The sequence below is a fragment of the Massilia sp. PWRC2 genome (genome assembly GCF_049896725.1).
Classification (GTDB): domain Bacteria; phylum Pseudomonadota; class Gammaproteobacteria; order Burkholderiales; family Burkholderiaceae_D; genus JAFCUW01.
Genome location: NZ_JAFCUW010000008.1, coordinates 155,473 through 170,002, shown reverse-complemented (window position 1 = coordinate 170,002; position 14,530 = coordinate 155,473). Strand labels below are relative to the sequence as shown.

The 14,530-nt window shown below is 61.7% G+C and carries 10 protein-coding genes and 1 pseudogene; 6 read left to right on the top strand and 5 right to left on the bottom strand.

Translation table 11 applies throughout. The features are described from left to right. Nucleotides 1–291: 291 nt before the first annotated feature. The 4 genes and pseudogenes from ACP7BZ_RS16460 to ACP7BZ_RS16445 all read left to right on the top strand — a co-directional run bounded on the left by ACP7BZ_RS16460 (nucleotide 292) and on the right by ACP7BZ_RS16445 (nucleotide 5,566). Complete coding sequence (locus ACP7BZ_RS16460) at nucleotides 292–1,668, top strand: cyanophycinase (RefSeq protein ID WP_426115047.1); 1,377 nt, start codon at nucleotides 292–294, stop codon at nucleotides 1,666–1,668. Nucleotides 1,669–1,951: 283 nt separating this feature from the next. Continuing rightward, the gene (locus ACP7BZ_RS16455; protein WP_426115045.1) at nucleotides 1,952–3,391 is read left to right on the top strand and encodes a M64 family metallopeptidase; all 1,440 of its coding nucleotides are present in this window, start codon (nucleotides 1,952–1,954) and stop codon (nucleotides 3,389–3,391) included. Nucleotides 3,392–3,647: 256 nt separating this feature from the next. Further along, complete coding sequence (locus ACP7BZ_RS16450) at nucleotides 3,648–4,127, top strand: hypothetical protein (protein ID WP_426115043.1); 480 nt, start codon at nucleotides 3,648–3,650, stop codon at nucleotides 4,125–4,127. Nucleotides 4,128–4,239: 112 nt separating this feature from the next. Continuing rightward, nucleotides 4,240–5,566 (top strand): annotated as a pseudogene (locus ACP7BZ_RS16445) (IS4 family transposase). Nucleotides 5,567–5,656: 90 nt separating this feature from the next. On the opposite strand, the gene parC reads toward ACP7BZ_RS16445, so the two are convergent. Beyond that, nucleotides 5,657–8,047 (bottom strand): DNA topoisomerase IV subunit A, encoded by a 2,391-nt coding sequence (gene parC / locus ACP7BZ_RS16440; protein WP_426115041.1) that lies wholly within the window; start codon nucleotides 8,045–8,047, stop codon nucleotides 5,657–5,659. A gap of 71 nt (nucleotides 8,048–8,118) precedes the next feature. Beyond that, nucleotides 8,119–10,116, bottom strand: coding sequence for a DNA topoisomerase IV subunit B (locus tag ACP7BZ_RS16435; protein WP_426115039.1), 1,998 nt, complete (start codon nucleotides 10,114–10,116; stop codon nucleotides 8,119–8,121). Between the two features lie 385 nt (nucleotides 10,117–10,501). Here ACP7BZ_RS16435 and ACP7BZ_RS16430 point away from each other — a divergent pair, with 385 nt between their 5' ends. Beyond that, nucleotides 10,502–11,338, top strand: a complete 837-nt coding sequence (locus tag ACP7BZ_RS16430; RefSeq protein WP_426115037.1) for a response regulator — start codon at nucleotides 10,502–10,504, stop codon at nucleotides 11,336–11,338. Between the two features lie 36 nt (nucleotides 11,339–11,374). On the opposite strand, the gene ACP7BZ_RS16425 is transcribed toward ACP7BZ_RS16430, so the two are convergent. From ACP7BZ_RS16425 to ACP7BZ_RS16415, 3 genes are read right to left on the bottom strand one after another with little or no spacing between them, the layout of a single operon-like run. Further along, nucleotides 11,375–12,544: a vWA domain-containing protein gene (locus ACP7BZ_RS16425; protein ID WP_426115035.1), complete on the bottom strand. Its 1,170-nt coding sequence runs from the start codon at nucleotides 12,542–12,544 to the stop codon at nucleotides 11,375–11,377. After that, complete coding sequence (locus tag ACP7BZ_RS16420) at nucleotides 12,538–13,137, bottom strand: GNAT family N-acetyltransferase (RefSeq protein WP_426115033.1); 600 nt, start codon at nucleotides 13,135–13,137, stop codon at nucleotides 12,538–12,540. The genes ACP7BZ_RS16425 and ACP7BZ_RS16420 overlap by 7 nt, the downstream gene beginning before the upstream one ends. Before the next feature lie 18 nt (nucleotides 13,138–13,155). Next, nucleotides 13,156–14,019 carry an AAA family ATPase gene (locus ACP7BZ_RS16415; protein ID WP_426115031.1) on the bottom strand — a complete coding sequence of 288 codons (864 nt, stop codon included), beginning with the start codon at nucleotides 14,017–14,019 and terminating at the stop codon, nucleotides 13,156–13,158. Between the two features lie 182 nt (nucleotides 14,020–14,201). On the opposite strand from ACP7BZ_RS16415, the gene ACP7BZ_RS16410 reads away from it, so the two are divergent. Continuing rightward, nucleotides 14,202–14,528, top strand: coding sequence for a c-type cytochrome (locus tag ACP7BZ_RS16410; protein WP_426115029.1), 327 nt, complete (start codon nucleotides 14,202–14,204; stop codon nucleotides 14,526–14,528). Nucleotides 14,529–14,530 lie beyond the last annotated feature (2 nt).

Below are 14,530 nucleotides of genomic sequence, written 5' to 3'. Positions count from 1 at the left end.
TAGTTGCGATGAGGCAAGTCTGTGATCGTGATTCCCGCTACGCTAGAAAATAGTTGATCGTTGGAAGCAAAAAAATGCAGGAAGCGTAGCGCGCCAGCGACGCAGGCGAACGACAATGTGTATGATGGCGGCGAAGGCTATGACTCTACTATGTGGAACCGGCGGTGCAACACGGAGCCGTGTTCCAGGACACCCGTGGCCCCATTTCCGGCCTGCGCCAATGCCGCAGCCGTGCTTTGCTGGGACCCGTCGGGTGAGCGTGAGCTCACCCGTTTTTTTGAAGGAAGCCTGATGTCGACCTATCTGATCCGCATTGCGATGCTGCTCGGCGCCCTGGCTAGCGGCGTCGCCAGCGCTGCCGCGCTGGTGGCGGCGCCGTTGCCGGCGGCGGCCGCCGTCACTGCGGCCGTTGCTGCCGTTGCTGCCGATACTGGCAAGGACGCCGCCAGCGACAGTGGCGTCCTGTCCGGCACCCCGGTGGTCACTGGACCGAAGGGCGCGCTCGTCATCGTCGGTGGTGCCCTGCGCGCCGACAACGCCATCGTCTGGGAGCGCATCGTGCGCCTGGCGGGCGGCGAGGGCGCCCGCATCGCCGTGTTTGCTTCGGCGTCGGCCAATCCCCAGGCCACCGCCAAGTTCAACGTCGATCTGCTCAACCAGTATGGTGCCGACGCCTTTTTCATTCCGGTTGCCGTCAAGCTGGCCGGTACCGACTATCTGGCGGCGGCCGACGATCCCGAACTGGCAGCGGCCGTGCGCAAGGCCGGTGGCGCGTATTTTGCCGGTGGCGACCAGAGCCGCATCACCCGTTCGCTGCGCCGTCCCGACGGCAGTAATTCGCTGGTGCTCGACGCCTTGTGGGACATGTACCGCAACGGTGGCGTGATCGCCGGCTCCAGCGCCGGCGCTGCCATCATGAGCAGCACCATGTTCGACGAACCGAAAGCGGTGCTGGCCACCCTCAAGCAGGGCGTCGCGGAAGGCCATGAAATTTCCGCTGGCCTGGGTTTTATTGGCGACGACGTCTTCGTCGACCAGCACTTGCTGGTACGCGGCCGGTTCGCCCGCATGCTGCCGGCCATGCTCAAGAAAGGCTATAAACTGGGCCTGGGCATCGATGAAAACACCGCCATGGTGGTGTCGAGCAACCGCGACGTCGAAGTGATCGGCTACAAGGGTGCGCTGCTGATCGACCTGCACGAAGCGAGCACCGAGCCGGGTGCCTTCAATTTGAGCAATGCGATGGTCAGCTATCTGGACGCCGGCGACCGTTTTAATATCGCCACCGGTGCGTTTTTCCCGGCCCAGGACAAGGCCGACGGTAAACTCGATCCCACCAAACCGTATTACCGCGAACCGCTATTTGCTGCCGACATTCTTGGCAATTCAACGGTGGTCGACCTGATGGGCAAACTGATCGACAGCGATCAGCCCGAAGCGATCGGCTTGACCCTGGGCAGCCCGCGCAGCCTGCAGCCCGATCTCGGCTTCGAGTTTCGCTTTAGCCGGGTGGGCGACAGCATCGGCTATATGTCGGCGGCATCGGAAGCGTATTCGATCTATAACGTGCGGATGGATATCCGGCCGATCCAGATTCGCTTGCCGCTGTACCAGTATAAAAATGACCGGCCGGGGTTTAACGGGCAGCAGATGCGGGGAAGTGAATAGAATCAAACAAAAGTGAAAACCTGCTTTTGTTTGGTTTGAAGTGAGGGGCGAAGGGGACACCGGCTTAGAGGCGAAAAGATGATCAGGTATGGATCACTGGCGGAGCCAGTGATTCACAGGGGGACGCAAACCCGAGTCAGATCGACGTTCGCCTCGGGGGGAGACTGGCCGGGCCACGCTGGCACCTTTGGTGCGTGTCGCAATTTTGCATGACGGCGCAGCGGCCAATTTTCACGGCGCAGCCAGACTGCTAGACTGCGGTTTTACCCGCCGGATTGCCTCCATGATCTTTTCCTACTCGCGCGCCCTGTGCGCCAGCGCGCTGTTCGTTGTTGCCGCCGCCGCCGCCGCCGCCCCCGCCACCGCCGCCCCCGCCACCGCCGCCCCCGCCACCATCCGCGTCGACTACCTCCACAGCGGCAACGCCCTCACCGAGCACTACGCCATCGAGCGCGTGCTGGTCGAGCCCTTACCGTGGCCCGGTGATCTGGCGCACAATCTCGATCCCCTCGAGCGCGGCAGCAACCGCGTCGAAGTGGTCGATGCCGCCAGCGGCGCACTGCTCTATTCGCGCGGCTTTTCCACCGTGTTCGGTGAGTGGAAAACCACCGATGAAGCTAGTAAACTGACGCGCGGTTTTCACGAGTCGGTGCGCTTTCCGGCCACCGGCAAACCAGTCAGGGTGCGCATCCTCAAGCGCGATGAGCGCAATCTGTTTTCGCTGGTGTGGAGCGTCGACGTCGATGCCGCTGGACTCGACGTCATCAAGCAGCAGGGAGCGGCGCCGGCGCCCGTCCTGCCCATCCGCGTGAGCGGGCCGTCGCCCGACAAGGTCGATCTGTTGGTGATTGGCGATGGCTATACGGCCGCCGACATGAAAAAATTCGCCGCCGATGCGCACCGCCTGGCCGACCATTTGTTTACTGTCTCGCCGTTCAAGGAACGCGCCGCCGATTTTAATGTGTGGGCAATGGCCGTGCCGACCCCGCAATCGGGGGTGTCGCGGCCATCGACCGGCGTCCAGCACGCTTCCAGCCTGGGCGCGCGCTACGATATTTTTGGCAGCGAGCGCTACGTGCTGACCTTGGATAACCGCGCCCTGCGCGACATCGCCCAGTACGCACCTTACGAATTCATCGAAATCCTCGTCAACAACGACACCTACGGCGGCGGCGGCATCTACGGCCAGTTCAGCACCGCCGCAGCCAGCAACGACTGGGCCAATTATTTGTTCGTCCATGAATTCGGCCACCACTTCGCTGGCCTGGCCGACGAGTACTACACCTCGCCAGTGGCTTATCAGTCGGGCGCCGAGCGACCTGAACCGTGGGAGCCGAATGTCACCGCCCTGCGCGAGCCGGCCAAACTCAAATGGCAAGCGTTCGTCACACCGGGCACCGCCCTGCCCACCGCCTGGCCGAAAGCGGCCTATGAAGAAGAATCGCGCGCTTACCAGGCGCGCCGCGCGGCGCTGCGCGCCGCCAACCGGCCGGAAAGGGAAATGAGTGCGCTGTTTGCCGAAGACCTGGCGCGCTCGAACGCGCTGTTCGCCAGCGCCGCCGAACGCCACACAGTGGGGGCATTCGAAGGCGCCAATTACCAGGCCAGCGGCTACTACCGCTCGGAAATGCAGTGCATCATGTTCGACCGCAGTGAACAGTTCTGTAAGGTTTGCCAGGCCGCCATCAGCAGCGTGATCGACCTGTACGCGCCCCGCAAATAGGGGGCCGTCAGCCCCAAAAAAAATCTGTCTAGTTCCTGTCAACCAATGATTAAGGGCACTCGTTAATGGTGTAACAGGAGGCGAAACAACGTGCGATAGCGTACAGACTCTCTTGTTATAACGTCATATTCTGAGTTCGTTCCTAGACGAAAGTTTTCGGACGAGAAATGAAAGAAGACGATAGGACTCACGCCTGAGAAGGCTTGGCCCGTAACGTCCCAACTAGTCCTCTCCAATCATCATTAAAGGAATTACCATGAATAAAGTACTCGCTACCCTGATCGCCGGTTTGTTCGCTACGTCGGTCTACGCTCAGACCGCAACGCCAGCCATGGCGCCAGCAACCAAGGTTGAAGCCAAAGCCAACGAAAAAATCGTCAAGGCTGAAGTTGCCGAAGCCAAAGTCGATGCCAAAGCTGACGAAAAAATGAGCAAGGCGCATGCCAAAGCGGGTGAAAAGAAAGCCAAAGCGACTGCCAAAGCAGCCGACAAGAAAGCCGATGCTGCCGCTGACGTCGCCAAAGCTGACCCGGCAGACAAAATGAAAGCCGGCGCCAAAGCCGACGAAAAAATGGCCAAGGCCGATCTGAAAGCAGAAAAAACCGTCGCCAAAGCCGACGCCAAAGTGGAAAAAGTCGCTGCCGAAGCCAAGAAAGACAAAACCATCGCCGCCGCCAAGACCACCGAAAAGAAAGCAGAAGCCGCTGCCGATGTGAAGAAAGACGCTGCCAAGTAATTCGCAGTCGCGTAGTAAAAAAGGACAGCGCCCGCTGTAATGCCGTTCAGTTAAGACTGAACGGCATTTTTTTCTTGTAAACAGCAAACTACGCTGTTAACCTTCGTCGGCAATCTTCGACGACACTCTTCACTTCCTTGCCAATCACCTGGAAGCGCCCGATTGGCGCAGGCTGGGCGAGCATTTGCCTGTCGAGTAGATTGAACAAGCGATCGCACGAACCGAGGCAACCAGTATTCGCCACCGCCGGCTTCCGGCCGAACAGGTGGTGTGGCTGATGATCGCGTTGGCACTGTACCGGCACAAATCGATCGGCGAGGTGCCCGACGACCTCGGCTTGGCAATACCGGATTCGCCAACGCCATTTGTCAGCAAGAGCGCGGCGGCACAGGCGCGTCAGCGAGTTGGATCTGAACCACTCAAGTGGCTGTTCGATCATTCGGCACGGCACTGGAGCGAGCAAGATCGTCGCGCTTATATTTTCAAGGGGCTGCAACTGTTCGCCATGGACGGCACCACGTTGCGTACCCATGACAATGTCGAACATCGAGACCATTTTGGCGCCCAAGAGTATTCCAGTGGCGCCATCGCCAGCTACCCACAAGTACGGGGCGTGACGGTCACTTCGCTGCCCACGCATATTGTCCATAGCGCAGCGTCTGGTCCATACGGCACCAATGACATGCTGTATGCGAAGCAGTTGATCGCGGGCATACCGAATGAATCGCTCACGGTCTTCGACCGCGGATGTCTGTCGGCGGAAATATTGTGCACGCTCACGCGGCACGGCACTGATCGCCACTTCATCATTCCGGCCAAATCGAATACGAAATGGGAAGTGATCGAAGGCGGCGAAAGCGATTGCACGGTTCGCATGCGCGTGTCGCCGCAAGCGCGCGCCAAGTGCGCAGAACTGCCGGAATTCTGGCAGGCGCGTGCCATTACCGTGATCGACGGACAAGCACGCAAGCGCATCTTGCTTACCTCATTGAGCGACCGGCGGCGCTACAAGCCATCCGACATTGGTCGTTGCTACGAGAGGCGCTGGGGCATCGAGACGAGTTACCGGCAACTAAAGCAAACGATGCTGGGGGGCAGCGCTGACACTGCGTTCCAAGACGGTAGACGGTGTGTATCAGGAAATCTGGGGCACTCTTATCGCCTACAACTTGGTGCGGCTCGAGATCGCCAAAGCGGCACTGACGGTCAAATGCGATCCGATGGAAGTGAGCTTCATCCGAGCCTTCCACCTGATCCAGTTCGAGTTGCACTGGGCAGCTGTGACGCGCTCGTATGGCAAGCTTCCCGCATCCATGAAGCACTTGCGCGAAAGGCTGGTTAGCCTCTTGAATGACGAACGGCCCGATCGAAAATTCGACCGGGTCGTCAAGGCAAAACCAAACCGCTACACCACCCGAGTTCTAAGAAAGAATCCTTAACTGAACGGCATTACAGGGCCCGCTGTCCTTTTTTTCGTCGGCAGAAACGTGGCGAGCTTGACAGCAGCGCTGCCCCCGCCACTTGCCTGTTTAGTCGGACTCGGTGGTGCGCATCGCCAGCGTCACCGCCTTGACCTTTTGCACCAGCGCCTTGCCCTTGCGCGCGCGCTTGCCAAAGTGCGGCTCCAGACCGCTGGCAAACAGTTCCACCGTTCTCGGCTTGGCGCCGGCCCAGGTGCCGATGACGTTGACGCCGCGCTGGTTGATCGGTTGCACCGCCAGCAGGGTTTCCTTTGGCTCGAGTTCCATCAGAATGACGCCGCGCCCGCCGTTGGTGAGCGCCTTCATTTCATCCATGCCGAACACCAGCACCCGCCCCTTCTCCGATAAACAGGCCAGCGCGCCGGCCTGATCCGGCACCACGCGTGGTGCCAGCAGGGTCGCGCCACTATCGAGGGTGATAAACGATTTGCCCCCTTTTAAGCGGCTGACCATGTCGCCCGCCTTGGTGACGAAGCCGTAGCCGTTCGAGGTCGCCAGCACCAGGCTGGTGGTGGCCGCTCCGGCAAAATAATGGAGGATGCGGGCGCCGCCGGTCAGGTCGACCAGGGCGGTAATCGGCACGCCATCGCCGCGCGCGCCCGGTAGCGCCGTCACCGGCACCGAATAGACTTTGCCGTTGTCACCAAAGGCCAGCAGGGTGTCGACCGTGCGGCACTCAAAGGCGCTGTAGATGGCGTCACCAGCCTTGAAGGTGAACAGGGCGGCATCGTGGCCGATGCCGGTGCGCGCACGCACCCAGCCCTTTTCGGACACCACCACGGTGACCGGCTCGTCGACCACCTTTTGCTCGGCGACCGCTTTTTGCGCTTCTTCGATCAGCGTGCGGCGCGCATCGCCAAAGGTCTTGGCATCGAGCTCGATCTCGCGGATGATCAGGCGCTTCATGGTGGCAGGGTTGTCGAGAATATCCTGCAGTCCCGCTTTTTCCTTGCGCAGCGCGGCCAGCTCCTGCTCGATTTTGATGGTTTCCAGTCGCGCCAGCTGGCGCAGGCGGATTTCCAGGATGTCTTCGGCCTGCCGCTCGGACAGGCGAAATTCGTCGATCAGCGCCTGTTTCGGCTCGTCCGCATTGCGGATGATGGCGATCACCTTGTCGATATTGAGCAGGACCGCTTCGCGCCCCTCCAGAATATGGATGCGGTCATCGACCTTGGCCAGCCTGAACACGGTGCGCCGGCGCAGCGTGTCAAAGCGGTACTCGACCCACTCCTGCAGAATGCTCGACAAGCCCTTCTGACGGGGACGCCCATCGATGCCGATCATCACCAGGTTGATCGAATTGGACGATTCCAGCGAGGTGTGCGCCAGCAGCATGAGCATGAATTCGGTCTGGTCCTGGTTCTTCGATTTCGGTTCGAATACCAGCCGCACCGCCGCCTCGCGGCCCGATTCGTCACGGATGGCGTCGAGCGAGCCGAGGATGGTCTGTTTCAAGGTGGTCTGCTCGGGCGACAGCGCCTTCTTGCCCAGCCTGATCTTGGGATTGGTCAGTTCTTCGATTTCTTCCAGCACCTTTTGCGACGACACGCCGGGCGGCAGTTCCGTCACCACCGCCTGCCACTGGCCGCGCGCCAGCTCTTCGATCTTCCAGCGCGCCCGCACCTTCATGCTGCCACGGCCGCTGGCATACATGTCGGCGATCTGCGCTGCCGGGGTGATGATCTGGCCGCCACCGGGGAAGTCGGGGCCGGGGATGATGGCCATCAGTTCGGCGTGGGTGAGCTTGGGATTGCGGATCATCGCCACCGCCGCCTGCGCCACTTCGCTCAGGTTGTGCGAGGGGATTTCAGTGGCCAGGCCCACCGCAATGCCGGAGGCGCCATTGAGCAGCACCATCGGCAGCCGCGCCGGCAGGGTTTTGGGTTCCGTCGTCGAGCCGTCGTAGTTCGGCTGAAAGTCGACCGTGCCCTGGTCGATTTCATCCATCAACAGCTTGGCGATGGGTGTCAGGCGCGCTTCGGTGTAGCGCATGGCGGCGGCGCCGTCGCCATCGCGCGAGCCGAAGTTGCCCTGGCCATCGATGAGGGGATAGCGCAGCGAAAAATCCTGCGCCATGCGCACCAGCGCGTCGTACACCGACTGGTCGCCGTGCGGGTGCAATTTGCCCAGCACGTCGCCCACCACCGCTGCCGATTTACGCGGCTTGGCAGTCGGGCCCAGGCCCAGCTCGTTCATGGCAAACAGGATGCGTCGCTGCACCGGCTTCTGGCCATCGGTGACGTCGGGCAGCGCGCGGCCCTTGACGACCGAGACGGCGTAGTCGAGGTAGGCGCGCTCGGCGAAGGTCGACAGGGTCAGGGCGTCGTCGTCGCCGGCCGGCGGTGCTGGCGGTGCCGGTGGCGCCGGCGGTGCCGGCGGTGTGGCGGCCGCACTGGCGGCCGGATCGGTGGGGTCGAACAAAGTGGCTTGTGTGGACATGGTCTGTAAGGGCGTGAGGGACGCGCCAGGCGCGCCCGTTAAATCAGGAATCAAGCATCGGGCATCGAATACTAAATATCGGCTTCGGTCTCGTTACCGTGTTCTTCGATCCAGGCGCGGCGGGCGGCAGCTTCGCCTTTGCCCATCAACATATTAAAGCGCGCCGAGGCGTCGCCCTGGCTGAAGTCGCCCAGCTTGACGGGCAGCAGGCGGCGGGTGTCCGGGTTCATGGTGGTTTCCCACAACTGCTCGGCATTCATCTCTCCCAGGCCCTTGAAGCGCGAAATGCCCCAGGCACCTTCCTTGACGCCGTCCTTGCGCAGCTTGTCTTCGATGGCCACCAGTTCGCCGGCATCGAGCGCGTACATTTTCTGGATCGGCTTTTTGCCGCGCGCAGGGGCGTCGACGCGGAACAGGGGCGGCCGGGCGATGCAGATGTGGCCCTTGTCGAACAGCGCCGGGAAGTGCTTGAAAAACAGCGTCAACAGCAGCACCTGGATGTGCGAACCGTCGACGTCGGCGTCCGACAGGATGCAGATTTTGCCGTAGCGCAGATTCGACAGGTCCGGGTTGTCGCCATAGGCGTGCGGGTCGACGCCGATGGCGACGGCGATATCGTGGATTTCGTTGTTGGCAAACAGGCGGTCGCGGTCGGTTTCCCAGGAATTGAGCACCTTGCCGCGCAGCGGCAGGATGGCCTGGAATTCCTTGTCGCGGCCCATCTTGGCCGAGCCACCGGCCGAATCACCCTCGACCAGGAAAATTTCGTTGCGGCTGATGTCGGACGATTCGCAATCAGTGAGCTTGCCAGGCAACACGGCAACGCCCGACGACTTTTTCTTTTCCACTTTTTGCAGCGAGCGCAGGCGCGACTGCGCCTGCTTGATCACCAGTTCGGCGAGCTTCTTGCCATATTCGACGTGGTGATTGAGCCACACTTCGAGCGGCGGCTTGGAAAACGTCGACACCAGGCGTACGGCGTCGCGTGAATTCAAGCGTTCCTTGATCTGGCCCTGAAACTGCGGGTCGAGCACTTTCGCCGACAGCACAAACGAGACGCGCGCAAAGACGTCTTCGGGCAGCAGCTTGACGCCCTTCGGCAGCAGCGAGTGCATCTCGACGAAATTTTTGACGGCGCCAAACAGGCCATCGCGCAAACCCGATTCGTGGGTACCGCCATTGGGCGTGGGGATCAGGTTGACATACGATTCGCGCACGACGGCGCCTTCTTCGGTCCACGCCACCACCCAGGCGGCGCCTTCGCCTTCGGCAAACCCATCCGTCTCGCCATTGGCGTACTGGGCACCTTCGAAGACGGGAATGAGGGTCTCGCCGTTCGAGGTTTGCGCCAGCATTTCGTTGAGGTAGCCGCGCAGGCCTTCGTCGTACTTCCAGGTCTGCACGTCGCCGGTTTTGGCAGTGGTCAGGGTGACGGTGACGCCGGGCAGCAGCACTGCTTTCGAGCGCAGCAGGCGCGCCAGCTCGGTTTTGGAAATGTCGGCCGAATCGAAGTATTTCGGGTTCGGCCAGGCGGTGACGCGGGTCCCCGATTTTTTGCCATCGCGGGGTGCCGGCCGCGAACTTAACGGTTCGATGACGTCGCCATCGGCAAACACCATGTGGTGCAGGCCGTTGCCATCGGGCTCTTTGCGCCAGACGGTAATTTCGAGGCGCGACGACAGCGCATTGGTGACGGACACGCCAACCCCGTGCAGGCCGCCCGAGAACGCATAGGCGCCGCCCGAACCCTTGTCGAACTTGCCGCCCGCGTGCAGGCGGGTAAACACGATTTCCACCGTCGGCACCTGCTCTTCCGGGTGCAGGCCGACGGGGATGCCGCGGCCATCGTCGTCGACCGTGATGGAGCCGTCGACGTTGACGGTCACCGCGATGTGCGAGCAATAGCCGCCGAGCGCTTCATCGGAGGCGTTGTCGATCACTTCCTGGATGATGTGCAGGGGATTTTCCGTGCGCGTGTACATGCCCGGCCGCTGCTTGACGGGTTCGAGTCCCTTGAGGACGCGGATCGATGATTCGCTGTAATCGGATGCGGGTTTTTTGGTTGCCATTGCTTGTCGTGTACGTTTGCGTTTGTTTTGCTGATGCCTGGCCAGGCTTGAGGGCCGGGCCGGTCATGGAATCCATCAGTGCTTCCCTGGAGCCACCATTGCCCGCGCATTCTAGCGCAAGTGCCGGATACTGGATATAAACACAGTACTTTGCCCCAGCTTATTTTACCCAGTTCTGCGCCCCCTGGACGGCTCAACTGCTGCATTTCGGAAATTAGAAGGGGGCCATTGCCGCCCCGGGGTTGCGGCGGCGCCACACTGGTGTTGCCCCGAGTGTGCCCCGGGCTGCATTCGCAGGAAACAAATTGCTTGCCTCCCCCATGCTTTATCGCTAGATTCAAGGCATCGGCCAGCGGGCCGGCGCCAACGACAGAGTGCCAGGATCATGCATTGTCCCAGTCATCCCCATGCCGTACGCCTGATCGGATTCGCGCCAGACGATAGCGCCGCGCTGGCGGCCGTGCTGCTCAACGGGCCGGTCAGCGGTCCGCATTTTTATTGCCTGCTTGAAGACAGCCTGCAGGAAGCCGACCTCTACCTGGTTAAGGCCGATGAAGCGGCGGCGCTGACGCTGCTGGCGGGCCTCAATCCCTGCGAAGCGACCCCGGCGCTGTTGCTCGGTCCCGCCAGCGCCTGCCTGCCCTTTGCCCGCATCGACTGGCCACCCGAGCCGGCACGCCTGCACCTGGCGCTGGCCGAACTGGTGGCGCGCCGTGCGCAGGCGCTGGCGCGGCTGGCGGCCAGCGGGCAGGGAGCGCCGCTGGTCGAACGGCGCCGCCAGCCGCGCCTCGATATCGATTTGAGCGAACCGCATGGCGGCAGCGCCCACGCCATCCGCCGCCGCCCGCCGCCCGGCGGCGCCATCCTGATCGTCGACAAGGGCGGCGCCTTCCGCGACCACGTTGCCAAGATGATCGGCGCGCGCCGCCTGCCGGTCGAGTGGACCGACAGCGCCGGCGCTGCCGTCGCCCTGTGCGACGAGACGCCCGTCTCGCTATTGATGATCAACACCGCGACGCCGCAGGTCGATCCCTACCGCTTGTGCGCCACCGTCAAGCAATTGCCGAGCGCGGCGCGCACTGCGGTGGTGTTCCTGGTGGCGCGCAATTATCCGTACGACGCCGCCCGCGCCCGCGCCGCCGGCGTGCGCGGACTGCTCGACAAGCCGGTGGCCGACCGCCACCTGTATTCGGCCATCACCAAGCTGATGTCCTTACCGTAAGGCGGGGAAAGGCAGCTGTCCCCTGCATGCCGCTCCCTACTTGCTGAGCAGGCGCATGCCCCGCTCCAGCCCGTCTATCGTAATCGGAAACATGCGCTGATTGACGATCTGCCGGATCACCGCAATCGATTGGCGGTACTGCCAGCTCGCTTCCGGCTCCGGATTGAGCCAGATAAATTTAGGAAACGCATTGCAAAAACGCGCCAGCCAGGCCGAACCCGCTTCTTCATTGTTGTACTCGACCGAGCCGCCCGCTTGCAGCACCTCGTAGGGGCTCATGGTGGCGTCACCGACAAAAATCAGCTTGGTATCGGGCGGGTACTTGCGCAAGATATCCCAGGTATCGAAGCGCTCGGCATTGCGGCGCCGGTTGTTTTTCCACAGGAAGTCGTAGACGCAGTTGTGAAAGTAAAAGAACTCCATGTTCTTGATCTCGGATTTTGAGGCGGAAAACAGTTCTTCGGTGCGCTCGATATGGTCGTCCATGCTGCCGCCCACATCGAACAGCATCAAGACCTTGATGTTGTTCTTGCGCTCGGGCTGCATCTTGATGTCGAGGTAGCCGGCATTGCTGGCGGTGGCGCGGATGGTGGCGTCGAGCGCCAGCTCTTCGTCGAGGCCCTGGCGGGCGAACTTGCGCAGGCGCCGCAGCGCCACCTTGATGTTGCGGGTGCCGAGCTCGCGCTCGCCATCGTAGTCGCGGTAGGCGCGCTGTTCCCACACCTTGACGGCGCTGCGCTTGCCGCCTTCACCGCCGATGCGGATGCCTTCCGGATTGGTGCCGCCATGGCCGAACGGCGAGGTGCCGCCGGTGCCAATCCATTTGCTGCCGCCCTCGTGGCGTTCCTTCTGTTCTTTCAGCAGTGCATGGAGGCGGTCCATCAGCTTGTCGTAGCCGTATTTTTCCAGTGCCGCTTTTTGTTCGGGCGTCAGTTCGCGTTCCATGCGCTTGAGCAGCCAGTCGAGCGGGATGGTGCTGTCGCTGTCGAAAGCGGCGTTGATGCCCTTGAAATAGTGGCCGAAGGCGCGGTCGAATTTGTCGTAATGGGCTTCATCCTTGACCAGTACCAGGCGCGCCAAAAAATAAAAATCGTCGAGCGAGTGCGCGATAAGCTGCTTGTCCATGGCCTCGAGCAGGGTCAAAAATTCCTTGATGGTGACGGGAATCTTGGCATCCCTGAGGGTGTAAAAAAAGTCGATCAGCATGTGCCCGGTACCCCATGGTGTTGCAGCCGGTAAGCCAGCTGCGCGCGGATCTCCGGCCATTCGCCGCGCGTGATGCTGTACATCACGGTGTCGCGCACGCTGCCGTCGCGGCGCAGCGCGTGGTGGCGGATGACGCCATCGCGGCGCGCACCGAGCCGCTCGATTGCCTGTTGCGAGGCAAAATTAAAATTGTCGGTGCGCAGGCCCACCACCTGGCAGCCGAGGTGCTCGAACGCGTGGCCCAGTAACAGCATCTTGCAGCTGCTGTTGACGTGGCTGCGCTGCACCCGTTTGGCGTACCAGGTCCAGCCGATCTCGACGCGGTCGAGGTGGCTGACGATGTCGTGGTAACTGGTCGAGCCCAGCACCGCACCGCTGTCTTCTTCGATGACGGCAAAGGCCAGCCGGTTGCTCATCGCCAGGGCGCCGGCGATATACGCGTCGACCTGTTCCGGTTCGGGCACCGAAGTGACGCGCAACCGCCACAGGGCGCCGTCAACGGCGGCTGCGCGCAAGCCGTCGGCATGCTGCGCGCCCAAGGGTTCGAGGCGGATGCCGTTGAGGGTGAGCGTGACTGGCTGGACGTCGATCATGCGGGCGGCCCTGGTCGCTTAACGGTTGGTGCGCGACATGTGGATCAGGCGCTCGAACAGGTGCACGTCCTGCTCGTTTTTCAGCAGCGCGCCGTGCAGGGGCGGCACCACCGCCTTGTTGTCGCTGCTGCGCAGTGCTTCCGGGCCGATGTCTTCGGCCAGCAGCAGCTTGAGCCAGTCGAGAAACTCCGAGGTCGACGGCTTTTTCTTTAATCCCGGGACGTCGCGCACTTCGTAAAAGCTGTTGAGTGCCTGCGCCAGCAAGTCCTGTTTCAGGGTCGGGTAATGGACCTTGACGATGGCTTGCATGGTGTCCTTGTCGGGGAACTTGATGTAGTGGAAAAAGCAGCGGCGCAAAAAGGCGTCCGGCAATTCTTTTTCGTTATTCGAAGTGATGATCACCAGCGGGCGGTGCACGGCCTGCACCATTTCGCGCGTTTCGTAGACATAAAACTCCATCCGGTCCAGTTCGCGCAACAGGTCGTTGGGGAACTCGATGTCGGCCTTGTCGATTTCGTCGATCAGCAGCACCACCGGTTCTGGCGCGGTGAACGCCTGCCACAGCACGCCCTTGACGATGTAATTGTGGATGTCGCGCACGCGCTCGTCGCCCAGCTGCGAATCGCGCAGGCGCGAGACGGCGTCGTACTCGTACAGGCCCTGCTGCGCCTTGGTGGTCGACTTGATGTGCCACTGCATTAGCGGCATGCCCAGCGCTGCCGCCACTTCTTCGGCCAGCATGGTCTTGCCGGTACCTGGCTCACCCTTGATCAACAGCGGACGCTGCAGGGTGAGGGCGGCGTTGACGGCCAGTTTCAGGTCAGCGGTGGCAACGTAACTGTCGGAACCTTCGAAGCGGCGTGGCATGGTGTGTGCGGTCATGGGGGCGGTCAGTGGGGAAGTGGGGAAGTCGAACGTTGACGTCGAGTATATGACAACTGGCGCCCGGCGCGCAGGCTGCGGTGTTGGTGGACTCCCTCATGCGCTTGCGTTAGAATCAAATGCTAAAAATCAAAGTTATAAATGAACAACAGATCGCTCCGATCCACCTTACCCTTGCAACCATGAAAAACATCATCGTACTTTTCGTGCTCGCCGCCGCGACGCAGTTCGCTGGCGCGGTCGACATCGTTGGTAATCCCAAGGCGGCAGGCGCCAAGGTGGAACAGTGTATCGGCTGCCATGGCATCCCCGGCTACAAGACGGCGTTTCCGGAAGTGTACCGGGTGCCGATGATCGCCGGCCAGTCAGCCAAATACCTGGAAGCGGCGCTGCTGGCGTACAAAAAGGGCGACCGCAAGCACAGCCAGATGCGCGGCGTGGCCGCCACCATGAGCGAGCAGGACATGGCCGATGTGGCCGCCTATTATTCGCAGATGCCGGCCAAATAAGG